The sequence below is a fragment of the Flavobacterium azooxidireducens genome, assembly GCF_023195775.1.
Classification (GTDB): Bacteria; Bacteroidota; Bacteroidia; order Flavobacteriales; family Flavobacteriaceae; genus Flavobacterium; species Flavobacterium azooxidireducens.
The window spans coordinates 2,319,428-2,343,499 of record NZ_CP096205.1; the positions used below are offsets into that span (position 1 = coordinate 2,319,428).

The 24,072-nt window shown below is 34.7% G+C and carries 17 protein-coding genes; 9 read left to right on the plus strand and 8 right to left on the minus strand.

The window, feature by feature from the left end:
• Positions 1–47 precede the first annotated feature (47 nt).
• Positions 48–6,995, minus strand: a complete 6,948-nt coding sequence (locus tag M0M57_RS10150; protein WP_248432926.1) for a hypothetical protein — start codon at positions 6,993–6,995, stop codon at positions 48–50.
• An 813-nt stretch (positions 6,996–7,808) separates the two neighbouring features.
• On the opposite strand from M0M57_RS10150, the gene M0M57_RS10155 reads away from it, so the two are divergent.
• Together M0M57_RS10155 and M0M57_RS10160 are read left to right on the plus strand one after the other, a co-directional pair.
• Positions 7,809–11,990, plus strand: coding sequence for a PAS domain S-box protein (locus M0M57_RS10155; protein ID WP_248432927.1), 4,182 nt, complete (start codon positions 7,809–7,811; stop codon positions 11,988–11,990).
• An 11-nt stretch (positions 11,991–12,001) separates the two neighbouring features.
• Positions 12,002–12,400, plus strand: a complete 399-nt coding sequence (locus tag M0M57_RS10160) for a response regulator (RefSeq protein ID WP_248432928.1) — start codon at positions 12,002–12,004, stop codon at positions 12,398–12,400.
• 1,314 nt (positions 12,401–13,714) lie between these two features.
• Here the strand turns inward: M0M57_RS10160 and M0M57_RS10165 are convergent.
• The 3 genes from M0M57_RS10165 to M0M57_RS10175 form a co-directional block, all read right to left on the minus strand.
• Entirely contained in the window at positions 13,715–14,149 is a 435-nt protein-coding gene (locus M0M57_RS10165) for a hypothetical protein (RefSeq protein ID WP_248432929.1), read from the minus strand.
• Between the two features lie 931 nt (positions 14,150–15,080).
• Positions 15,081–15,521 (minus strand): carboxymuconolactone decarboxylase family protein, encoded by a 441-nt coding sequence (locus M0M57_RS10170; RefSeq protein ID WP_248432930.1) that lies wholly within the window; start codon positions 15,519–15,521, stop codon positions 15,081–15,083.
• A gap of 96 nt (positions 15,522–15,617) precedes the next feature.
• Positions 15,618–16,193, minus strand: a complete 576-nt coding sequence (locus tag M0M57_RS10175) for a Crp/Fnr family transcriptional regulator (RefSeq protein WP_248432931.1) — start codon at positions 16,191–16,193, stop codon at positions 15,618–15,620.
• Positions 16,194–16,609: 416 nt separating this feature from the next.
• Between M0M57_RS10175 and M0M57_RS10180 the strand changes: the two genes are divergently transcribed.
• The 6 genes from M0M57_RS10180 (at position 16,610) to M0M57_RS10205 (ending at position 20,320) form a co-directional block, all read left to right on the plus strand.
• The gene (locus M0M57_RS10180; protein WP_248432932.1) at positions 16,610–17,302 is read left to right on the plus strand and encodes a hypothetical protein; all 693 of its coding nucleotides are present in this window, start codon (positions 16,610–16,612) and stop codon (positions 17,300–17,302) included.
• Positions 17,299–17,589, plus strand: coding sequence for a nucleotidyltransferase domain-containing protein (locus tag M0M57_RS10185; protein WP_248432933.1), 291 nt, complete (start codon positions 17,299–17,301; stop codon positions 17,587–17,589). Before M0M57_RS10180 ends, M0M57_RS10185 begins: the two co-directional genes overlap by 4 nt.
• Before the next feature lie 145 nt (positions 17,590–17,734).
• Entirely contained in the window at positions 17,735–18,535 is an 801-nt protein-coding gene (locus M0M57_RS10190; protein WP_248432934.1) for a DUF5677 domain-containing protein, read from the plus strand.
• 154 nt (positions 18,536–18,689) lie between these two features.
• On the plus strand, positions 18,690–19,013 hold the full coding sequence (locus M0M57_RS10195) for a phosphoribosylpyrophosphate synthetase (RefSeq protein ID WP_248432935.1): 324 nt from the start codon (positions 18,690–18,692) through the stop codon (positions 19,011–19,013).
• A gap of 45 nt (positions 19,014–19,058) precedes the next feature.
• Entirely contained in the window at positions 19,059–19,772 is a 714-nt protein-coding gene (locus tag M0M57_RS10200; RefSeq protein ID WP_248432936.1) for a heavy-metal-associated domain-containing protein, read from the plus strand.
• Positions 19,773–19,885: 113 nt separating this feature from the next.
• Entirely contained in the window at positions 19,886–20,320 is a 435-nt protein-coding gene (locus M0M57_RS10205; RefSeq protein WP_248432937.1) for a DUF1801 domain-containing protein, read from the plus strand.
• Between the two features lie 17 nt (positions 20,321–20,337).
• Here the strand turns inward: M0M57_RS10205 and M0M57_RS10210 are convergent, their stop codons facing one another.
• From M0M57_RS10210 to M0M57_RS10225, 4 genes are all read right to left on the minus strand, one after another.
• Positions 20,338–20,646 (minus strand): hypothetical protein, encoded by a 309-nt coding sequence (locus M0M57_RS10210; protein WP_248432938.1) that lies wholly within the window; start codon positions 20,644–20,646, stop codon positions 20,338–20,340.
• A gap of 255 nt (positions 20,647–20,901) precedes the next feature.
• Entirely contained in the window at positions 20,902–22,323 is a 1,422-nt protein-coding gene (locus M0M57_RS10215; protein WP_248432939.1) for an SDR family oxidoreductase, read from the minus strand.
• Between the two features lie 47 nt (positions 22,324–22,370).
• Positions 22,371–22,994 carry a MarC family NAAT transporter gene (locus M0M57_RS10220; RefSeq protein WP_248432940.1) on the minus strand — a complete coding sequence of 208 codons (624 nt, stop codon included), beginning with the start codon at positions 22,992–22,994 and terminating at the stop codon, positions 22,371–22,373.
• 66 nt (positions 22,995–23,060) lie between these two features.
• Entirely contained in the window at positions 23,061–23,489 is a 429-nt protein-coding gene (locus M0M57_RS10225) for a hypothetical protein (protein ID WP_248432941.1), read from the minus strand.
• A 188-nt stretch (positions 23,490–23,677) separates the two neighbouring features.
• Between M0M57_RS10225 and M0M57_RS10230 the strand changes: the two genes are divergently transcribed.
• Entirely contained in the window at positions 23,678–24,037 is a 360-nt protein-coding gene (locus M0M57_RS10230) for a CoA-binding protein (protein ID WP_248432942.1), read from the plus strand.
• Positions 24,038–24,072: the final 35 nt, after the last annotated feature.

Consider the following 24,072-nt stretch of genomic DNA (forward strand, 5'->3'; position numbering starts at 1 on the left):
TGTCCAATTAAGGTCAGCCTCTTTTACTTTTACTATGTTTCCTAATTCTAATACAAGAATATCTTTTTAGTCATTGTTCCATTTAACGTAGTTACTTGAACCAAAATTATTTGATCTGCGACTTGATAGAATGGTGTGCTGAACTCATTTTTGTTTATACCATTTTGAGTAAAAATCAATCTTCCCATCAAATCATACACTTTTATATTTTCAATACCTTGGTTGTTGGTATTGATGTGAAGCACTTTTTGTGAAGCATAAACGGTTATATCATTATTGAATAAATGATCATTTTCTGAAAGTGCATCTTGAAACACTAATTCGAATCGAGCATTATGAACGCCCGAAGTACTTTCAAAAGAATACGAACTCATTCGAATATCGTGAATAATTCCTGTTTGATTGTCTTTAATGAAAATTCCAACACTTGAGTCTTCAAATAAACCATCAAATTGTGCTAATGAAATGGAGAAAGTTCCGGATTGTGTTGTGCTAAATCCTAATGGAACTACATCAGATGCTGTAAACGGCAAACTTCTTCCTTGAATAATATACGCTTCATTATCTAAAACCGTTGAAAAGTAATTAGGACTATCATTAATGTATTTTCCGTCGATGGCAGCATCAATCCCGGAAGTAGCTCCTGTCATGTAAGCCACCATCAATTGCCCCATATTTCCACTTGGATTCGACATATTTAACCAAACACGGTGACGTTCAGGATTATTTGTTATTTCTTGATTTGATCTCAAAAATTGATTTTCAGTATTACTTACACGCATTGCATTCGTAAATACTAAATTAGCTGAAGTTGATTTCACAAGAAACCCTTGACCCACCTGTAAAATTCCATTTGGAACAATTGAACTGCCTCCACCTGCATTTTCAACACCACCTGCAGTAGTATAAGTGGCATAGGAACTGTTATCTGAATTATTAACCTTTCGCCAAAAATACAAAGGTTCATCTATATCATTTGTGATAATAAAAGCATTCGCTGATATTGTTGAAGGATAAGGATTTCCAATGGCATTGTAAGTATCAGGTGTTACGGCAAGATTATAAATTCCATTATTAGGCACTCCCGAAAAAGTTCCTAACCATTGACTTGGAGTAGCAGAGAAATTATTCGGCATACGAATCAAATACCCTTTGACTGCGGAAAAAGTTGTTGAAGAAGGATTTACTGTAGCATAAATATCTGTGGTAGGATTGTATTCATAAAAACGATTTGCTACTGTTTGTGGAGAAAAAGCCAATAAATTTTGTCCCGAAACCGGTGACGACCATAAGTTATAATCCAAGCGTCTTACTTCGTTAGACGTGAATCTTTTTACCACAATTGAACCTGAGTTGACCACATCATCAATTTGAATCAAATTAGCATTGCTTTCTAACGCAAATTGAGCACCTGCATCTACCGTTATTTCTTTATTCAAATAGAAAGTGTGTGTTGGATTTACGGTTACAATAGCAGGACTTTGTAAGATTATTGAACAAGCATATAAATCGCCTGTAGATGAATAATTTCCTGTAAATATAACAGCTGTTGTGTCATCGGGAAGACCATTACTCCATGAAGAACCGTTCCAGGTTGTAGAACTAAACGAAATTGTAGCTACGGTGGAATAAACCAAATCACAACTGGCGTCTTGTAAAACAGCTCTAAAATAAGTGGTTTCAGTTATTGGGCCTACAATAGAACCTACTAATTCTGTTTCGGTTACACTATAATTTGTTGGTGAAGAAAAAGAAATAGTTGTGTCACTTTCCCAATAAATAATTGTTCCAACTGATCCTTCTAATACTAACGTATCAGGCTCAGATGAAGCACATACATTTTGACTGGTTAATGTACCGCCTACTGTTGTTGGTAAAATAATTACTTCAGCAGATGCAGTAGTTTCTATACCGTTATTATCTGTAATAGTTACTTCGTAGATTATTGTACTTGGAGTTGTGCTTGGTGGTGTTGCCGTAGCTTCATCTCCTAAACTTTGGTTCCATGAAAACGTGTATGGAGGCGTGCCACCTTGAACGTTTGCCACTAATTCAATTTCTGAATCAATACAAAAAGTACCAAATCCGGAAATAGAAACTTCTAATGGATTTCCTTCAATTCCTGTGATTATCAAAGTTGAATTTACTTCTAAAGAAGCATCATTAATAACGATTTGTGATGTTTCTAAGTTATTGAAAGTCACCCAAGGATTTGTAAATTGGTTGTATGTGCCTTGAAATAATGCTCCAACGATATTTGTTTCTGTACCAATAACATCCGTCGTTTCATAATTTGCTACGACAGAAATTATTCCGGAAGTAATTCCCGAATGTTCCATTTCCCAATATCTGCTTAATGTATTGGTAATACTATTGTTATTAGGATGAACTGCATTAACGACAGAAAAACCGATGTACGCATTTGAAAAAGTACCTGAAGAAATTGTAGCAGTAATTGGTGTGTATTTAAGCCCACCCAAAGTTCGTTCTCCAATCGGGAATGTATAGGAATCTATTTGTTCAAAATTTCTTCGAACTTTTCCTGTTCCACTCGTTATAATCATATTGGAAGTACTGAAACTTCCGGCTATTGGATTTAGCCCTACGGTTAGATTATAATCGCCAATTTCTACAATTCCTTGTGTAAGGGTGAATGTTCCATTTACTGTAACAGGTGAGGCTAATTTTACTTCGCCAAACGTATTATTAATTGTTAAATTAGAAAAAGAGGGAGCGATAGTTCCTCCAATAATTTGTGTAGCAACACCATTCATTACAAGTGCTTTACCTGAAAAATCAACAGCTTGATTTAAAGTCAAATTTCCTGAAATATTTTGATTTGAAGGAAATATAGCTCCGGTTCCATTAATTACTAAATTATTGTAAGCTGCTAATGCTCCAGTTGGAATCGCAAGTGTTTGATTTGTTCCCGAATAAATAATCGTATTAGAAACCGGACCTGAATACAAATCACCTAAATTCACAAATTCACCGGCAATATCCATAATTGCACCGCTGACCGGTCTCAAACCTGCTTCGGCATTAATTCTAACATTGTTGAAAGTGGTAGAACCTGAAATCGTAGCATCTGCATTTGTGAAAATCACACGACTGGTTCCACTCCCTGGGTTGAATGTTCCATTGTTTATCCAAGCTCCGGCCGAACCGTTTATTGTAAATTGAGCATTTGTTGGTGAGTTTAAAATTCCACCTGCTTCAATGGTTATTTTTCCTAACAAAACGGCGGGATTTAATTCAGGATCAAAATTGGTCGTGGTTGCATTTGGTATCAAAACCGATGTGTTGTCGGAAGGAGTTGCGTTTGGAGTCCAGTTCGCCGCAGTAGTCCATGAGGTACTCACAGAACCGTTCCAAACCAACATTTCTGCTTCCGATTGATCTAAGGTTAATAAAACGTCGCCGAAATTTGGTGTAAAAAAGACACCTACATTCACATTAGTTAACTCTACCCAATTTTCACTGATATTAAAATTAGACCTTCCTTGTTCCAGAATAGCAGGAACTGTTGTCAAATTAGCCCAGTCAACTAATTTATTTTCAACATTTCCATTAAGTTCTGAGTCTAAATAGCGAGCTCTAATGATTGCTTTTGTTCCTGAACCTCCTGTTTGAATAAAATCATATTCACGTTGAATTGCTCCTGTTCGCCAAGAAGGAGCTGCACCAATGCTTACTCTTAAACTCATAGATGTTGGTAAAGTTCCCACATTTGGAAAGACAATCGAAGTATCTTTATGACCAAAAGAATAATTTACATTCGGAACAATTGAATTTCGTGTGATAACTCCGGTCACATCACCAATACCATTATTAGAACCTAATCCTCCCATTGTTAACGTAAAACTTCCCATCGAGAGACTTCCTGCTGTTGCCGATGGATTAGCAGATGGTAAATTCAAAACCTTATTAACCGTAAAAGCACCACTTGCAACAGAACCACCTGTAGATGACAAAGTAAGATTTTCATACGTACCTGTTACGACAGTTTGACCTGAAGTAGCAGCGTTATAATGAACAGTTCCCAGACCTCCCCAATTTCTGCCGGATGGTAATGGAGTTGCTGTTGTATTTTGAGTGAATAAAGTTCCGTTATTCGTAATCGTATTTACTGAACCCGTCAAAACATTCGTTCCTAAATTAAACGACTGATTTTCGGCTATTGCTAAACTTCCGTTTAAAACAATTGGGTTTATTAATGTGGTAGTATTCGAATTGGTTGTATTTATTTCCAACGAATTCAAAACATTCGTTGTTCCGACTGTCGTTTGATCAAAACTAAGTGAGTTGTTCACTGAACTATTCACGATAAGTGAACTTCCATTATTCCCTCTTAAACCTTGTGACGTTGTATTATTAATTGATCCACTAAGTGTAAGTGATTGATTCGAAAAATCAAGTTTACCACCGTTGAATGTTATTTCATTTGCCACACTTGTAGCACCATTTATTCTAGCATTTCCTTGTAAAACAAAACTTTCTGCATTTCCTGAAAAAGGAACAAAAGTAGTTGTGGGATTGGCAACCATCACAATATCATCAATTGCAAAACCATCAAAATTGGTCGTTCCGGAAACGGTAGCTCCATTCCATCGTAAAAAATAATAATTGTTAGTTGGGATGGATAATCCGGTCAAAGTGATTACACGATAATAGGCTTTCCAACTTGGTGTTAAATCAACTTGTGCAGGTGATACAACTGCTAATCCAGGAACTTGTGTGTAGTTTGAATTATCCGCCGAATAACTAAAGTTTAAACTACTTGATGAGGGTTGATTATTATATACATAAACCGTATAACCTATATTTATTGAATTTAATGTAGTTCCAGTCTGATTTTGAAAACGAAGCGTGACATTTCCGGGAGTAAAATCACCCGGTGCCGATTGAAGTCCTAAACTGAAATTGTCAGGAGAAGTTTCATAGGCATAAATACCACCATCAGATCCCGGAGTCTCTGAGGTTCCTCGATCAAAATCAGAATCTTCTGCACTGTTTACACCAAATCCTAAATTACCGCTGCTGAAACCATTCACAGCCCAAGCATTAGAATTCAATAATCCTGAAGTAGCTATTGTTGAAAAACCATCACCTTGAAAAGTTTCAGCATTTACACCATCTACGCTTGTATCAAAATTAATTGTATTTACGGTATTCACAGCACTAATTTGCCATCCCACAGGAGCATTCAACGTTGTTCTGTTGCCAAGAGCAGGTGTTGTAGTTAAATAATTTTCTAATTCTACACCACCATTATATTCATACACCGCAACGTGATAACTTGTTGCAGGAGAAAGATTGGTAACATTTACTGAAGAACCCGAACCGCGATAGACTACAAAATTTCCTGTTCCTAACTGACTTCCTGTTCCAAAAGATGCAGCAGCAGAGTAGGTGACACCATCAACCGGTGCAGAGTTCACGGCTCCACCTGCTCGCATTACAACCATTCGGTTCGCTCCATTTCCTGCCGTAAATTGAATGGTATAACTTGTTGAGGTAACATTTGTAAATGCAACTGCTGTTGTTTGAACAGTAGGTTGAGCAGCAATAACTTTACCGGAGACCGCAACAAATTTTGAAACGCCACCGGTTGTTGTATGTGAAATTGAACCATTATAATTTCCGGATGGTGCAGAAGCTTTCAATCGACAACGAATGGTTATCGGTTGTCCGGTTAATTGCAAACCGTTTCTAATTAACGTTAAATTATCCGCATAACTAACTCCTCCATTCGAAGAAAGTTCAAAATTTCCTGGAGCTGTTACGATTGCATTGGCAATCAAATTTTCACCTGAAACGGTGTAACTCAAAAAGGCAGAAGCCGTTCCGGCTGTTGTTGTAAAAGCAGTAAGAGAATTAGTTGATAATACTAAATTGGGCACACCGGCAGGGTCAACTTCAAATAGTTGTGAATTAGAAATCGATAAACCATTCGCTACAGTTATTGGGAAATCGCCCGGTAATTGTAAATCAGTGGCTGGTATTGAAGCGGTGAGTTGTGTTGGTGAAACATAGGTTGTTGTTCTGTTACTTCCATTCCATCGTACCACACTGGAAGGTAAGAAATTTTCACCAGTAACGCCTAGCGAAAAAGTACCTGTACCTGCAATGGCAGAACTAGGAGTTAAATTAAATATAGCTGGTTTTGCTATCGTTACTTTTACATTATCAAAAAAGGCTCTTTGCGTAGCGGCAGTACCGGCATTCCAAAAACCACCAATTAATGATAAAGGTGTGTTTGTATAGGTATTATTCACCACAGATCCTTGTAATGTTAATCCATTTCCGGAAGGGTCAAGAAAAGCAGTAGTCCCATCATTTCTAACGAATAATTGCCAAGTAGAATTTAATGGGTTGTAGGTTACTTTTATACTAAGATACTGCGTACCAAAATCGGTCAAACCTGTTGTATTTGACGTAAGTAACGAAGTAAAATTTCGAATACCTGCATTATACCGCACGAGTCTTATCGGGTCAGTAGTTCCTGAATTACCTAACATAACTGCATACCCTGTTCCTGAAAGATTTGTAGTTCCGTTACTTCCTGCTAAAATAAAAGCTGCTCCATAACCACCGGCTGCAAATCCCGAAGGATTAGATTGGGTTTGTCGCATATTGAAAGTCCAAGTTAGTAAACCTGAATTAGCAGATAAGGTTTGGTTGTAAGGTGAAGCAAATCCACTTGTAGGTGTAGAGGCCAATATCCATCCACTTTGGTTGGCTGCACCACTACCATCGTTGGAAAGATTTAAATTGCCTAAATGAATTCCGCCACCATAATCGGCACCGCTTCGATTCATCGACCATAAAGTGCTGGTTCCGATCGGACCATTTGCGATCGTGTAAGTACTTCCGGCAGAAGTAGTAAAGTCTTCAGAGAAAACTACATCTTGAGCTTTGATATCAAAACTCAATAACATTAAATAGAAAATAAGAGACACACGTAGGTATGTCAATAGTAAATTTGTTTTCATACTATTGCAATTTAGATTTGGGGGGGTTGGGGCTGTATTTAGAATAATAAATTAATGTAAATACATTACAAAAGTATTGTTAACATACCTTTAACTACTAAATTAATGTGTTAAACTTTAGGTATTTAACACATGTGTGCAGTTGGTCGATGTTTTTTTAGTACTTTTTGTGCCATAAAAGTTAAAATTATCAATTAGTTTTAGAAAATTAACCTCACGTTAAAGTGGTTTTTTATTTATTTTTAAATAAACTATATGAAAGAATAAATTTGACTATTTATCAAAAGTAGTACGATGACAAAATCGGCAGCACCATTTACCTATAGCTTTTGGACATATATAGTACATAACTGTCTCGCTCAAAAAAATCATTTTTATTGATTTTATTCATGATCTAACAGACACTTTTACAAGCTTAAAAATGTTGAAATACTTGCGATTCACTTTACTGAAACCCAAAAGTGTTAAAGATATGTTATATATAATACTTACCTTTGTACGCCTCATTTACACTAAAGAATCGTTTTCAGTTGCTAGTTACAGTCTCACAAGAGCTAAACCGTTGCTGCTGAAAAAGAAAAAATATCATTTATCCACTGCGTTGGAAACTCGATTCGTAAATAAAGCAATTTTTATACTGAACGAAATGGATAAACGAATAAGATTTACAGTATTGACTATTGCCTTCTCTGCAATTATTTTTCATTTTTCTACTAATGAAAAGTATGGTACTTCATTAATTATCGCTACTCAAGAATTTAAAAAGGTAGCTTATTCTCTTTGCCATCCAAACCCATGTAAAATATAGTTTGTATGCAAAAAGTAAATAATAATCATATCAGCAATTGGTGGAGACTTTATAAGTTACATATTCATAAAGTTGTTTTAAGTAATCAATCGGTGGACTTAGAAAATGTTGATTATTGGAGAAATAATGTTTTTTGTAAAATTCTAATATACCTAATTCCATTAAGTTTAATTGCTCTTCTTCCAAGCGTCTATATGGCTTTTACGCACGATGTCCCTTTGGTTGGTTTTATGGATTTGCTTGCTTTTTTAATGGTGCTAATTTTAGCTGTTTTGCCCGGAATAAACTTAGCATATCGAAAGGCCCTTTTCATATTTATTCTTTATTGTTTGTCGATTGTACTTTTAATCAGTTTGCCCTTACCGGGTCCCGGTCTAATTTTTTTACTGACAATAACTATTTTCTCATCTCTTATCTATTCTTCATCAGCTGCATATGTTTCTGCTTGGTGCAACACAATTATATGTATTTGTTTTGTTGCTTTAATTTATTTTGGAACTACTTCTGTAGTTTTCTCAGGATATACTATAGGTTCGTGGATAGCAGTGTCTTCCAATTTGGTGCTAGTAAGTTTTACGTGTGCCAAATGTTTGGATTTATTGTTAGCAGGATTAACCAATGCTTTGAAAGAAAACAGAAATTACGCCGCTAAACTTGAAAAAGCAAACCGCTTATACCAATTCATTAGTCAAATTAATCAAACCATTGTTCATGTCAAAGATGCCGAAACACTCTTTCATAAGTCATGTAGCATTGCCATTGAATACGGTCAATACAAAAAAGCATGGATAAGCACTTTTGACCGTGAACACCAAAAGATTTTATTGGTTGATTCGTGTGGTATTTGTCCCGATGAAATTAAATCCTTCACTGATGTGCCTTATGAAACCAATGGTTCAATGGATTATGTGTTGCAAACAGGTAATTATTTTCTTTGTAATGATATTGAACAAGAGCACGAAATTGCTAGTTGGAAACCGTTTGCAGAAAAACACAACATTGGTTCCTGCATTTTATTACCTATTAAAAGAGGAGGAAAAATCTTCGGAACGTTCAACCTTTATGCCACAGAATCCAATTATTTTGATGACGATGACATTGCTTCACTCATCGAAGTCACAGGTGATATATCGTTTGCCCTTGACTTGTTTGACAAGACAGAGAAACATAATCAAGCAGAGGAACTTATCATTAAAAATGAAAAACGCTTCAGAGCTTTGATTGAAGATGGTTCCGATATGATAACACTCACCACTTTAGAAGGAAAAATCATTTACGGAAGTCCTTCTGTTCCCAAATTGTTTGGTTATACGATAGAAGAAGTGTTAAATACTTCTGCGTATGATTTAATTCATCCCGAAGACATTACTGAATTGGTTGAACAAATACGTTCTGTGGTAGAAATTCCGGGCAAATCTTTTGTCAATCAGCATCGAATACTGCACAAAAACCAACAATGGATTTGGTGTGAAGGAACATTTACCAACATGCTTCATGAACCGGGAATTGAAGCGTTGGTGTCCAATTTTAGAGATATTTCCGAAAAGAAAGAAGCCGAAATAAAACTCCAAAAAAACTTTGCAGATTTAGAAGCTCTTTCCAAAGAACAATCCACTATTTTAAACACATTACCGGCAAGTATCGCTTTGCTTGACCAAGAGGGAACCATCGTTAAATTAAATGATGAATGGATTAATTTCGGTTTAGCCAATGGGATGCCAAACACCTATCAGCAACTCGGAAAAAACTACATTGAGATATCCGAAAAATCGTTAGGAAGAGAAGCCAAAGACGGTAAGCAAATGTCGAAAGGTTTACAAGAAGTATTGCGAGGTGAACGAGAGTATTTCACAATGGAATACCAATGTGATTCGGCTACTGAAAAAAGATGGTTCAAAGCCGAAGTCAGACCATTTAAAACGAATAACCATACCGGTGCAGTTGTAATGCACATTAATATTTCTGAACGTAAAAAAGCAGAAGCAGAGATGTTGCTTCTGATTAATAATACAGAAGAATCATTTTTACTACTCAATAGTAATCTCCAAATCGTCTCTTTTAATGCACAATTTAAAAATTTATATGAAAAATATTTTCAACTAAAAGTACAAAAAGGGCATTACATTTTGGACTATACTTTACCGGAAAGAAGAGAATATGTCGCATCCATCTACCAAAAAGTATTGGAAGGCAATGCAGAAGAATCTGAACTTACATTTAAGGATGCAGATAATTCAATGCTTTATTTTTGTTTAAAATACAATCCGGCCAAAGATGAGTCCGGAAGTATTTTTGGTGTTTTTGTTACGGCATCAGACATTACTGAAAAAAGAAGAGCAGAAGAACAAAAAGAATTTGAAAGAAGAAATAAAGAAGCCCTTATTAATAGTACTGATGACTTAATTTGGAGTGTTTCCACGGATTTTAAATTAATTGCAGCCAACAATCCATTTATTAATGAATTAAAAAAAATTACGAATGTTGAAATTCAGCAAGGGGATAGTTTTTTTACAGAAGGTCTTTATCCTGAAGATTATTTGAATTATTGGAAAAATCTCTACACAAGAGCATTTACAGGAGAATCCTTTAAAGTTGAAATATATACACCACCTTTAGCAGCAAGAGACGAGTCGTGGACAGAGACAAGTTTTAGTCCTATTTTTATTAATGATAAAATTTTTGGCATCGCCTGTTATTCCCGAAATATGACAGAGCGTAAAAAATCTGAACTCGAACTTCGTGCTAGTGAAACCCGATTAGCCGAAGCCCAATCGATTGCTAAAATAGGAAACTGGGAAACCGATTTAGTCAATTTGAATGTGTTGTGGTCAGAAGAAACGTATCGCATTTTTGATTGTAAACCCGACGATTTCAGTTTTACACACCCTGATTTTCTCAACTATGTCCATCCCGATGATCGTGAAAAAGTAGAGGCCGCTTTCAAAAATTCATTTGATTCATTTGATGTCAATACGGTCGAACATCGTATCATCACACAAAAAGGAGAAATCAAATTTTTGGAAGAACGTTGGCAACTTATTCGCAATACTGAAGGAATTCCCATCAAAGCAGTAGGTACTTGTCAAGACATTAGTGAACGAAAAAAATCCGATCACGAAAATAAATTTAAAGCCGAACTTTTAGATACCATTGGTCAATCCGTGATTGCAACCGACTTAGACGGAAAGGTCACTTTTTGGAACAAAGCAGCCGTTGAAATTTACGGTTATACATTTGAAGAAGCGTTTGGAAAGAATATTATGGAATTGACACCCACCATTCAAACAAAAGCAGATGGTGAAAAGATTATGGAGAAATTAGCACAAGGCGAAACCTGGTCCGGTGAGTTTTATGTAAGAAGAAAAACCGGCAGTTTTTTCCCAGCTTTTGTTTATAATTCGCCAGTGTATGATGAGTTTGGTAAGCAAATCGGCATCATCGGTGTTTCCAATGATATTTCAGAACGCAAAGAATACGAACTCGAAAGAGCAAAAATCACCAGCGATTTGCTTCAACGAAATAGAGATTTGGAACAGTTTACTTTCATTATTTCACACAATTTGCGTGCTCCAACCGCCAACATCATCGGCTTCACCGAAATCTTGCAAGATGATTCCTTATCGCAATCTGAACAAAAAGAAATGCTCTACGGACTTTCCTCTTCTGTGTCGGGATTAGATTCGATTATTAAAGACATTAACTCGATTCTTCAGATAAGAAGAGAGATTAATGAAAAGAAAGAAATCATATCTTTTACTAAATTAGTCAATGATATTATGGCAAATATCGAAAATGTAATTGATAAAAATAAGGTGCAGATAAACGTTGATTTCACTGAAGTGGATGAATATTTTTCACTCAAAGTATACATGCACAGCATTTTTTATAATTTGATTAGCAACAGCATCAAATACAATAAGCCCGATGAAGATTCTATTATTGAAATTAGCAGTAAAAGAGATAACGGAAAAATAATCCTTATCTTTAGAGACAATGGATTGGGAATTGATTTAAAAACCAAAGGCGATAAAGTATTCGGGCTCTATAAACGATTCCACTCGCACGTTGAAGGAAAAGGGTTGGGATTATTTATGGTTAAAACGCAAGTAGAAGCAATGGGCGGTATCATCACGATTTCCAGCGAAGTTAATAAAGGAACCGAATTCACCATTATATTTGATAACTAAAGAAAGGAAGTATGGCAAAATTAGCGAAACAATTTATCATTGTTGACGACGACCATTTCAGTAATTTACTATCCAAAATTGTGTTAGGAAAATTATTTGAAGAAGTTGAGGTGAAAGATTTTTTAGTTCCCGAATTAGCGTTAGATTATATCAAAGCAGAGTTTGAATACCATCAATCAGCCGAAAAAACAACACTGTTTTTAGACATTAATATGCCCACACTTTCCGGCTGGGAATTCCTAAATATGTTTGATAAGCTCTCCGAAGCAGTAAAAAACAACTTCCAAATCTATATGCTCTCTTCCTCCATCGACCCCGCCGACATTCAAAGAGCAAAACAAAACCCACTCGTTATCGATTTTATCGAAAAACCATTAAACAAAGCGGTTTTGATGCAGTTATTTGGGTAGGAGTAATGTGGCAATTGGTCAATGAGACAATTTGTCAATGTGTCAATGAGACAATTTAATCCTTTAAAATCCGTGTTCCATTAATCGCAATCTTGTCATCCTGACCAACTCCCGCAATCTTGTCATCCTGACGAAGGAAGGATCTCATTTCTGTTAATCAAAATGTGAAATGACTGCTAATTCCGCTTCAAACTGTTTTATCTGAGTTCGTCGGTGTGCTATTAAAAAGTCGCATAATCCTCCCCCCGACCCCCTCCGAAGGAAGGGGAGACGAGACGTTGAAATGACTGCTAATTTAGTAGTGACTAATCCAATTCAATCCCTTTTCGCTAAGCGAACAAAAAATCAGCGTAAATCCACTTAATCCTTTAAAATCCGTGTTCCATTCAACACAATCTTGTTATACCAACGAATCCCCGCAATCTTGTCATCCTGACGAAGGAAGGATCTCATTTCTGTTAATCAAAATGTGAAATGACTGCTAATTCCGCTTCAAACTGTTTTATCTGAGTTCGTCGGTGTGCTATTAAAAAGTCGCATAATCCTCCCCCGACCCCCTCCGAAGGAAGGGGAGACGAGACGTTGAAATGACTGCTAATTTAGTAGTGACTAATCCAATTCAATCCCTTTTCGCTAAGCGAACAAAAAATCAGCGTAAATCCACTAAATCCTTTAAAATCCGTGTTCAATTAATTGCAATCTTGACATCCTGACCAACTCCCGCAATCTTGTCATCCTGACGAAGGAAGGATCTCATTTCTGTTAATCAAAATGTGAAATGACTGCTAATTCCGCTTCAAACTGTTTTATCTGAGTTCGTCGGTGTGCTATTAAAAAGTCGCATAATCCTCCCCCCGACCCCCTCCGAAGGAAGGGGAGACGAGACGTTGAAATGACTGCTAATTTAGTAGTGACTAATCCAATTCAATCCCTTTTCGCTAAGCGAACAAAAAATCAGCGTAAATCCACTAAATCCTTTAAAATCCGTGTTCAATTAATTGCAATCTTGACATCCTGACCAACTCCCGCAATCTTGTCATCCTGACGAAGGAAGGATCTCATTTCTGTTAATCAAAATGTGAAATGACTGCTAATTCCGCTTCAAACTGTTTTATCTGAGTTCGTCGGTGTGCTATTAAAAAGTCGCATAATCCTCCCCCGACCCCCTCCGAAGGAAGGGGAGACGAGACGTTGAAATGACTGCTAATTTAGTAGTGACTAATCCAATTCAATCCCTTTTCGCTAAGCGAACAAAAAATCAGCGTAAATCCACTTAATCCTTTAAAATCCGTGTTCCATTGATTAAAATTCAATTTACAACCTAACCGTATCATTCCCCAACATATTCTCTTCCGGTCTTTGAATTCTACCTCTTGAATTGTAAGGAAATTTTTTCGTATGAACAGAAATCATAGTCTCCGGATTATCCCCATCATAATCAATAATTTGAATTTTTTCATTCTTAAATAAAGAATATCCGCCATATTCAGCCGGTAATTCTTCTGCAATAGTCCATTGGCCATTTTGCCAGAAGTGATAAAGATTTTCACTCAAGTCATAATACACTCGCATATTTGGATAATAGTGATAGCGAATGGTTAGTCCGGTTGTTTTACTGGTTTCAAGTTCAACTTCTTTTTTGTTCTCTTTTTTAGAATCCTTTTTTGGATCAGTTGGGTCAGTGTGTGTTGCCCATGAATTGGTAGTACATGTGCAAACAATAGCGATGAATAGTAGTAAATTTTTCATAGTCATTTGATTTAATTTGTACATTACAAAGTTGACTCAAATCCCTATTTTTTGCTTTACAAGAATTTTTGATTTTTTTATATAATTTTCATTTTTGATAATGGCGGATTAGAAAGTGTAATGACTTAATCCTCCCCCGACCCCCTCCAAAGGAAGGGGAGCCGAGCTGTTGAAATGAATGCTAATTAAGTAGTGAACAATCCATCTCAATCTCTTTTCGCTAAACGAATAAAAAATCAGCGTAAATCCACTTAATCCTTTAAAATCCGTGTTCCATTAATCGCAATCTTGTTAACCCGACGAAATCCCCGCAATCTTGTCATCCTGACGAAGGAAGGATCTCATCATTTTGGCTAATAAAAAAATGAAAATGAATCCTAATTTTACAGAAAGAAATCCGCTTCAATCCCTTTTCGCTAAGCGAATAAAAAATCAGCGGTAATCCACTTAATCCATCAAAATCCGTGTTCCATTAATCACAATCTTGTCATCCTGACGAACCCCCGCAATATTGTCATCCTGACGAAGGAAGGATCTCATCATTTTGGCTAATTAAAAAGTGAAAATGAATCCTAATTTTACAGAAAGAAATCCGCTTCAATCCCTTTTCGCTAAGCGAATAAAAAATCAGCGGTAATCCACTTAATCCATCAAAATCCGTGTTCCATTAATCACAATCTTGTCATCCTGACGAACTCCCGCAATCTTGTCATCTTGACGAAGTAAGGATCTCATTTCAGTTAATCAAAAAGTGAAAATGACTTCTAATTTAGCAATGAGCAATCCATTCAAATCCCTTTTCGCTAAGCGAATAAAAATCAGCGTAAATCCCTTTAATCCTTTAAAATCCGTGTTCCATTAATCACGAAGTAAAACAAAAAAACAGTCAAATAAACGTACTTATCTGACTGTTTTTTTACATGCAAATTAATTACTCCACAACCGGAAGTTGCGTACTCACCGCAATTCTGTTCCAAGCATTAATGGTGACAACCGCTATAATAATTTGTGCAATTACTTCCTCAGAAAAATAGTTTTTTGCGTTTTCATACGTAGCATCGGTTAAACCGTGTTGATGAATTAAACTCACTTCTTCGGTGATGGCCAACAATGCTTTTTCTTCCGCAGAAAATTTACCGGTTTCTCTCCAAGCATTTAATAAAAAAATACGTTGTGGAGTTTCGCCGTATTTCAATGCATCTTTGGTGTGCATGTCGATACAAAAAGCACAGCCGTTAAGTTGAGAGGCTCTGATTTTGATTAGTTCTTTTTGTGTTTTAGTCAACACTGTTGTTGCTAAATAACTTTCTAAACCCAATAAAGCTTTATAAGCGTTGGGTAGTGCTTGTTGAATGTTTACTCTTGTTTCCATTTCTATGAATTTTTATGTTCGTATTGATTTACAGGACAAAATTCAGGATTATGGAATCAAAAAAACTTAAGCTGGTTTAAGAAAGTGATTTTGCAGTTATTTTGATTCGTTTTTCTTCCTCAGTTCACTCAAATATTCGGGTGTGAATCCCAGAAACGAAGCGAGAATTTTTTGTGGAATACGTTGAATAAAACCCGGATAACTATCTCTAAACAAATGATAAAACTCTTCTTTACTTAATCGAAACAATTTTATTCTGAATAAAGAAGCGGCATAAGCCCGTTCATAAATCTGCCGAAAATATTTTTCCAACTCGGGAAATTTTTCCAGTAAAAGGGTCCAGTCGTCTTTTGAAATAGCGACTACTTCCGAGTTTTCAAGTGCCTGAATGGAGTAGGAAGACTTTCCTTTTTTGTTGAATGCATCAATGTCGGTCATCCACCATGTTTCGAGAGCAAATTGGATCGTTTGTTCAACACCTTTATCATCCAGATAATATAACCGCAAGCAACCTTTGGAAACAAAGAACAGCTGATTGCAAACACTGCCTTCTTCCAATATCACTTGTCTTTTTTGTAATTTTAGTGTAGAAAAGAATGCGGCTATTTCTTGAGCAATACCTTCGTCCAGTTCAACATAACGATTAATATGGTTGAGTAATACTTCACTCATTTTAATGTGTTTTCTTTATTAAAGTAAATGCAATGTAAGGAAAAATTAGTCAAAGATAATCACAAAATAGCAATTCATCTGCCAACCGAAAATTCCTCGCAAATGTTAAATTTCACCCCATTACGGAAAACCGTAAAATACTATTATTTTACCTCATTACTTTTACCACTACAAAAGGAGTTTTTATTTTTTTAAGAATTTTTGCGTTTATTTTTTGAAAAATTATGTTAATAAGGTTTAATTGTATAGATTTGGATTTCCAAAAATTACTTCCTTTTTTTTTACCGTTTGATTTTGTGTGATTTTGTATTGCACGGAATTAGGGTGAGTTTGTGTGTGTAATTTTGGTGAGATAAGTTTGATTAGATGTGAAAGGTGAGTGTGTAAATGAATTAGTTGTTATTTATAAAGATATTATGAATATAGATTTGACAGAAATAATATTAGGGATATTTAAGTCTCTTTTTTATGGATTAATATTATTGTTATTAGCATTATTTTTAATTCCAGAAAGTTGGGTAATTAAGGTTTTGCATTTAATTAAACCGTCAATTATTAAAACTTTATTTAAAAAAAATGATAAGTATTTCAAAGCTTTTCTTGGAATTATTATAAAGGGTGATTATCATGAAACCTTTGTAAATGATAACGAAGGAAAAGAAATTATTGAAAAGATAAAAATTAATAAAAAAGAACTTGACAAGATTGAAACAAATATGTTTACTATCGATTTGTTGGAAGACTTATTTGAAACTTTAAGTTTTTCAGCAATTCATTACACAATGGAAACAACTCAAGACGTTATTCACAATCTTGCAAATTATTTCAATAATTACTCTTCAAGACTTGTTGATACTTCTTACAGGAAAAATTTTGCAAAAGATATTTTAGATAAATTTGAAGAAATGATTTCTAAAATGAATGAAACACAAGAATATGAAAGTGAAGATAAGCTTGGAAAAAAAACGACTAAAGATTTAAGGTATCGGTATTCTCGTGAATTTAGAGAATACTTGAAAAATGAGAAAGAGCAACTAAATAAAACAAGAGATTTATTAAAAGAAAATATAAAATTAAGTGCTTTAAATTTATTAGAAATATCTAAATGAATAACGTAAAAAATTTCATATTATCAATCCCGAATCTATCTTTTGCATACCTCTTTGGAAGTAGAGCAACAAATAAACATAATGAGGAATCAGATTTTGATATTTGTATTATTATCAACAACGATAATAAGAATGAAACCCGAAAATTAATTGTTGATTTTTTAATTAAAAATAAAGAATTTATTCAGCCATTAATTTTAACAGAGCAAGAGTTTAACGATAAGATGAAAATAGATGTTTATAGAAATGAAATTATTAAAAACGGGATAAAATTAGAAAAAAAATAATATCAGTTAACATTCGTTGCAAAAGTGGTGGTTTCGTACTTCTATGTCAGAGAAGTGGTAAATTTAAGCTTTGTGCATCTAACATTTTTTGATTTTCATATTATTAAGATACTTCTTAACATCCTACATTTTTATTTAAAAAAATATGCCAACTATAGAATTTAGAAAATCATTTATAAAAACGATTGATTCGCTTCATGAAAAAATATGCGAATTGACTTTAGTTGAGAATACTGATTTTTATCAATTACTAAGAGAATATTATACTTTTATTCATAACCGAACACAGACACTTTTTTTGCTTGTCCAAAATGATTGTCTTTGGGATGCAGATATTATTTTAAGACCTATTGCTGAATGTACTGTTAAGTTTGCATTTGTTTCTTCTTTTGATAATGAAGTAAGAAATGCGAAAGTAAGAGAGTTTTGGGAAGATTTGGCCGAAATAAACACGCTAAAACAATCCAATCAAGCTAAACAAATTATTGAGTTGACAGAAATTGAGTCTAAATTTTTATCAGATATTGTTTTAGAGGATAGCAAGTATAGAACTTTATCTGGAAAATGGACAAAATCAATAAGACAAAAGACAGAGCAACCATGGTCATATAATGAAATGATTAAAGCTATTTCAAAGAACTATGATTTTAAAGAAATACTAGGTTTAGCAAGGAATTTTACTCAATCAAGTCATCTAATTCATGCTGACGAAACTGCTTTGGGAGTAATTAAAGATAGAGAGAATAGAACGCCAGAACAAAAAGAGGCATTGATGAACCTTCATGAGGTTAGACTGCTAAGTGATTGTGTGGCGTTCTATTTTTGGATGATAAAAATATGTTCAAAACTATCTAACATAGAAGTGAATTCGGAATTAATTGAAAAAGTTAATGAATTTGAAAATATGACATTGATATTTCAACCTTTGAATAAAATAATTGAATAAAAACTACAGAGATTTAATTAAAGAACTCTTGTTGGAAAAACCTTCAAATTCTAAACCATTTACCCAAAATCATATAACACCAAATCCCTCAAAAACACCTACCTTTATCTTTTCATCAAACTAGCAACAGCATAGTAATTTAAAAGATAGACTTATGGATCCAAAAAGTTATGATACCGTTACAGAAGCGATGGCCGACCTTAAAAAACAGGGCTACACGATTGATTTTTCAATATTAACAGAAAAGGAATGCCTTATTTGTCATTTAACCTCCACGGTTTTATCACCGGATGATTTTGAAATTGACAGTTTCTACCGATTTGAAGGCGATAGCGATCCGGGCGACCAAATGATTGTGTATGCCATTTCTTCGAAAGATAATAATCTGAAGGGAATAGTTGTCAATGCGTATGGAATTTATGCAGATAATTCCACTTCTAAAATTATAAAAAAACTCGATACTCATCCAAATCAGTAGGATTATCAATAAAATTTGCAGGTTTCGTGAATAAAAACACACACTATGGTACACACTTATAAACTTACAGGGATGACTTGTTCCAATTGTGAAGCCACCGTAAAATCGGCTTTACTAACAGTAGATCATGTGACTGATGTAACGGTTTCAAGAGCTACTGAAACGGTCATTATCACAATGGATAAACATGTAGCCTTATCCGATTTGCAACGCGTGTTAGACAGTAAATATCAACTGTCGGCAATCCATCACAACGAAATGCACGAACAAACAAAATCGTGGTTTGAAACGTATAAACCCATTTTGTTGATTTTTGCCTACATCAGTTTAATTACGATTCTCATACAATTTAAAAATACTCATTTTGACCTCATGGAATGGATGCGTCATTTTATGGCGGGTTTCTTTTTGGTTTTTTCTTTTTTCAAATTATTAGATTTAAAAGGATTTGCCGAAAGCTATGTGATGTATGACGTGATCGCAAAGAAAATTCCGGTTTGGGGATATATTTATGCCTTCACGGAATTAGGTTTGGGAATTGCATTTTTACTGAATTTTAATCCGTTACTAACCAATTCAGTCACTTTTATTGTGATGTCGATTAGTATCATCGGTGTACTGCAATCGGTTTTGAATAAAAAGAAAATTCAATGTGCTTGTTTGGGAGCCGTCTTTAATTTACCCATGAGTACCGTCACAATTATTGAAGATGCTTTGATGATTGTAATGAGTGCAGTGATGATTGGGATGAGTTTGTAGAGGAGATTTAGTCGTAGTATAAGTTTTCAGTCACAGTTTTCAGTCACAGTTTTCAGTTTTCATCAATGGATTTTTTTATAAGTTTACATAAATTTACCAAATGATATAACCTTATGGCAAAAAATAAAACCGCAGAAACAGAAGTTAAGGTGACAGACTTCATTCACTCCTTCGTGGATAACGACCAAAAGAAAGAAGATAGTTTTCGTTTAATCGAATTGATGCAAGAATGGTCAGGTTTTGAAGCCAAAATGTGGGGGCCATCCATCATTGGGTTTGGTAGTTATCATTACAAATATGCCAGCGGTCACGAAGGCGATGCTCCGCTGATTGCTTTTTCACCCCGAAAAGCGGCATTCTCCTTGTATGTTTACTCTGCTAGAGAAGATAACAAGCATTTGCTGGATAATTTTGGGAAATTCAAAATAACCAAAGGATGTATTTACATTAAAAAACTTTCGGATATTGACATTTCTGTTTTAGAAAAAATGTGTCTTGATTCCATTGCGTATTGTGAGGAACATCATGAATGTGCGTGTAGGAATTGAAATGTGTCAATTTGAATCTAACTTCCTGCAAACGGAGTTCCAAAGATGCCAACAGCCAATTCCGCCCAAACTAAAAATAAAATTATAAGTATTACTCCACAAAGAAGAATTCGGTTTTTAGTCGAACGAACATTGCGTAAAACCATTTCACATACTAAACCAGTGCCAAGTAAAAGCACAGCAGCAACTATAAAATCGAAAGCATCCCAGTTGACTTCTGTTGTAAATCGCATAGCAATTAAAGGAATAAGAAGCAACGTTGCTACTACAACAATAATACCCATCAGTCTTTGATTGGGTGTAATTTTGAAAGATTTATTTTCCATACTTTTTGTTTTTTGATTCACTGCCAATAGCAATGTGATGATTAATTAAAACAAAAGTATTAAAAGAACTTTGAAATACAAAGTAAAAAATGATTTTTTTTGTTATAGGTTATAGGTTATAGGTTATAGGTGATGGGTGAGTTTTAAGTCTGAGTATAAACCATTATTCTACTAACGTTATTCACAATCAAAAGAATATTTTTCAAATTTCTCAAACTTTTCAAATCTGTGTTCCAAAAAACATTTGATTTATAATCATTTCGCAATATTCCGAATCATCCCACCAAAAATAAAATAATGAAACGGAACCAAACTATACCAATATAATCTCCCCCAAAGTCCTCTCGGTCTAAACGTCGCAATTTGGTGTAAAACATTTTCTTCATCAATTCTAAACTCCAGCCACGCTTCACCGGGTAATCGCATTTCGGCAAACAAAAGCAATCGTTTTTCTTCTTTATTAGCCAACAAAACTCTCCAAAAATCCAATGAATCTCCACTTTCTAAATTAAACGGATGCGTTCTTCCTCTTCGCAAACCTACGCCTCCAAAAAGCTTATCCATAAAACCACGAACTTGCCACATCCAGTTGCCGTAGTACCATCCTTTTAATCCGCCAATCATCCAAATATTATCTAATACTTTTTCCGGATTTTCAATTTTCAATTTCTTTTCATCTTTCAAACAACCATATTTTGGAACCTGAATAAATTCGGATAAATTATGTTGAAAACGACTGCTTACCAAACTATCTTTCCAACTCGAAATCACTAAATTTTGTTCTATTTTGATGAAGGCTAATTTGATTGCTTCGGTATAGGAGATGGGTTTAATTCCCAACATTTTCTGCAAACGATTGTCGTTGCAAATCACTTCCATTTTCATGCTATCTACTAAATTCATTGCCAATTTATACGAAGTTGAGGTAACAAAATACAACCAATACGAAGACAATTTTGGAGTCATTATCGGAACTGTAAAAATCCAATTTTTAAAACCTCTGGTTTTGGTATAAAGCTGCATCATTTGCTTATAGGTCAGCACGTTTGGTCCGCCAATATCAAAAGAATCATTATAACATTCTTCTTTAAGCAAAACGCCCATCAAATACTTAATTATGTCGCGAATCGCAATGGGTTGTGTTTTCGTTAAAACCCATTTTGGCGTGATCATCACCGGTAATTTTTCACATAAATCACGAATAATTTCAAAAGAAGAACTTCCTGAACCCACAATAATTCCGGCACGAAGTACAGTTACATTGAAATTTCCTTTATATAAAATTTCCTCAACATTTTTGCGGGATTGTAAATGTTTGGAAAGCGTATTGTTGTTCACAATTCCACTTAAATAAATCACTTGTTTCACGCCAATGTGATTCATATAGCGATTGAAATTATCGGCTGCTTTTGATTCCATCGTATCAAAAACTTGGGTGGAAGACGACATCGAATGAATCAAATAATACGCTACGTCAATGTTTTTTGGTGTATTTTCAAAAGAAACTTCTTCCAAAAAATCTACTTCCCAAATGGTAATGGAGTCAAGCGTCGTTTTGTCTAAACCCAAACGATTCTTATCGCGAACACAACAAATTATTTCGTGATTTTCAGATAAAAGTTCGGGTAAAAGTCGTCGGCCAACATAGCCATTTGCACCTGTTAGTAGGATTTTCATTTCAGCTATTTTTCTTAAAGGTAGTAAGAAAAACAGTTGAACAAATGTTAAATTGTTTTGAAGATGTTCACCACAGAACTACTGATGTATTGCACACCAATTGCAATAACAATAAATCCGATAATTCTCGAAATGGCAACAATTCCCGAAGCTCCTAAAATCCTGGAAAGGTAATGAGCACTTTTCAATACAAAATAAATCACTAAAGCAACACCTAAAATAGCCAGAACAGCTATGATTTTTTCGCTTACTTTATCATAATCTTGGTAAAAAGCAATCAATAAAGAGATTGAGCCAGGTCCGGCCAACATCGGAATCGCCAATGGCGTTAATGCAATTTGATTACGGGTTTGAGCATCATTTTCAACTTTTTTGTTTACACCACGCGTCTTGTTGAATTTTCCGGTGAGTAGTGAAAAACCTGAACTCACGATGATTAAACCACCGGCAATTCGAAGAGCATCAATACTAATTCCGAAAAACTTCAACACATATTCACCAATAAAAAAGGAGATGATTAAAATAATGAAAACGTTCAATGCCGTTAATAAAGAAACTCGAGAACGTTCAACTTTAGTGTAATCTTGGGTCAATCCCACAAAAATTGGCACAGCTCCTAACGGATTTAAAACAGAAAATAAAGCAGCGAAAATGTAAATAAATAGTTCCATCGTTTTTTTGCAAAAATAAAGACAACTTAAAAATAAGTAAGTTATCAAATGAATAAAACAAAGTTACTATAAATCGTTGATATAAGTAGGAGAATTATCTGCTTTATATTGATTTAATTTTTCGATGAAACTATTCACACTTTTGTTTTTTGGCGGTGCATCAATCGAAATAAAGTGATGATCCATGTGAAAAGTAAATGAATTGGCAGGTTTAAAAATAGCTAGTTTATAATACGGAATCACCAAAGAAAAAGTTTCCAACAATGATCGAAAACGAATGATTATTCCTTTTGGACGCAATTCGATATTGCAAAAATTTCTGTTGTTATCAAAGGAAAGAAGTGTAGCAATTTCTTCACTGGTTTTTAAAATATCCAACCGTGGCGAACCAATTCCGTTTAATTTGATATTATCGATTAAACCAAATGGATTTCCAACCAAATCATTAATTGCTTGATTTATCTTTTTTTCGTTGTAGGAAGTGTTTACGAGCATTTTAATGTTTGGTTACTTGATTTTTAGATTTTTGGATTTTTGGATTTTTGGATTTTTCGAATGAATCGTAAAGTTAATGAATTGAGTATCTTTTTTTGAACGAATTAATATAGGTTTAAGAATTGTTGTGTTTTTAAAACAAGATGAAGTTTATAAAAAGCATTACCTTTGTGGCTTAGAACAGCAAGATGAAAAAAACCTTAGTTATTGGAGCTTCCACAAATCCGGAACGCTATTCTTTTTTAGCAATAAATAGTTTAGTTGACAAGCAACATTCAGTTGTTGCTATTGGGCAGCGTATTGGTGAAGTAGCTGGTGTGAAAATCCAAACCAAACAAATTCCGTTTAAAAATATTCATACCGTAACGTTGTATTTGAATCCGAAAGGGCAGCGTGATTATTACAATTATATCGTGGGCCTGCAACCAAAAAGAGTGATTTTTAATCCTGGAACAGCAAATCCGGAGTTTTATGCTTTGTTGGGGATTAACAATATTAAAGTGGAAGAGGCTTGCACGTTGGTTTTACTTTCTACGAATCAGTATTAAGGGTTGTCGGTTATCGGTTGTCTGAAAACTGTCAC

Bases quoted from the DNA above. Each gene is read 5' to 3' on its own strand.
- M0M57_RS10150 (WP_248432926.1), bottom strand. From the start codon at position 6,995: ATGAAAACAAATTTACTATTGACATACCTACGTGTGTCTCTTATTTTC.
- M0M57_RS10155 (WP_248432927.1), top strand. From the start codon at position 7,809: ATGCAAAAAGTAAATAATAATCATATCAGCAATTGGTGGAGACTTTAT.
- M0M57_RS10160 (WP_248432928.1), top strand. From the start codon at position 12,002: ATGGCAAAATTAGCGAAACAATTTATCATTGTTGACGACGACCATTTC.
- M0M57_RS10165 (WP_248432929.1), bottom strand. From the start codon at position 14,149: ATGAAAAATTTACTACTATTCATCGCTATTGTTTGCACATGTACTACC.
- M0M57_RS10170 (WP_248432930.1), bottom strand. From the start codon at position 15,521: ATGGAAACAAGAGTAAACATTCAACAAGCACTACCCAACGCTTATAAA.
- M0M57_RS10175 (WP_248432931.1), bottom strand. From the start codon at position 16,193: ATGAGTGAAGTATTACTCAACCATATTAATCGTTATGTTGAACTGGAC.
- M0M57_RS10180 (WP_248432932.1), top strand. From the start codon at position 16,610: ATGAATATAGATTTGACAGAAATAATATTAGGGATATTTAAGTCTCTT.
- M0M57_RS10185 (WP_248432933.1), top strand. From the start codon at position 17,299: ATGAATAACGTAAAAAATTTCATATTATCAATCCCGAATCTATCTTTT.
- M0M57_RS10190 (WP_248432934.1), top strand. From the start codon at position 17,735: ATGCCAACTATAGAATTTAGAAAATCATTTATAAAAACGATTGATTCG.
- M0M57_RS10195 (WP_248432935.1), top strand. From the start codon at position 18,690: ATGGATCCAAAAAGTTATGATACCGTTACAGAAGCGATGGCCGACCTT.
- M0M57_RS10200 (WP_248432936.1), top strand. From the start codon at position 19,059: ATGGTACACACTTATAAACTTACAGGGATGACTTGTTCCAATTGTGAA.
- M0M57_RS10205 (WP_248432937.1), top strand. From the start codon at position 19,886: ATGGCAAAAAATAAAACCGCAGAAACAGAAGTTAAGGTGACAGACTTC.
- M0M57_RS10210 (WP_248432938.1), bottom strand. From the start codon at position 20,646: ATGGAAAATAAATCTTTCAAAATTACACCCAATCAAAGACTGATGGGT.
- M0M57_RS10215 (WP_248432939.1), bottom strand. From the start codon at position 22,323: ATGAAAATCCTACTAACAGGTGCAAATGGCTATGTTGGCCGACGACTT.
- M0M57_RS10220 (WP_248432940.1), bottom strand. From the start codon at position 22,994: ATGGAACTATTTATTTACATTTTCGCTGCTTTATTTTCTGTTTTAAAT.
- M0M57_RS10225 (WP_248432941.1), bottom strand. From the start codon at position 23,489: ATGCTCGTAAACACTTCCTACAACGAAAAAAAGATAAATCAAGCAATT.
- M0M57_RS10230 (WP_248432942.1), top strand. From the start codon at position 23,678: ATGAAAAAAACCTTAGTTATTGGAGCTTCCACAAATCCGGAACGCTAT.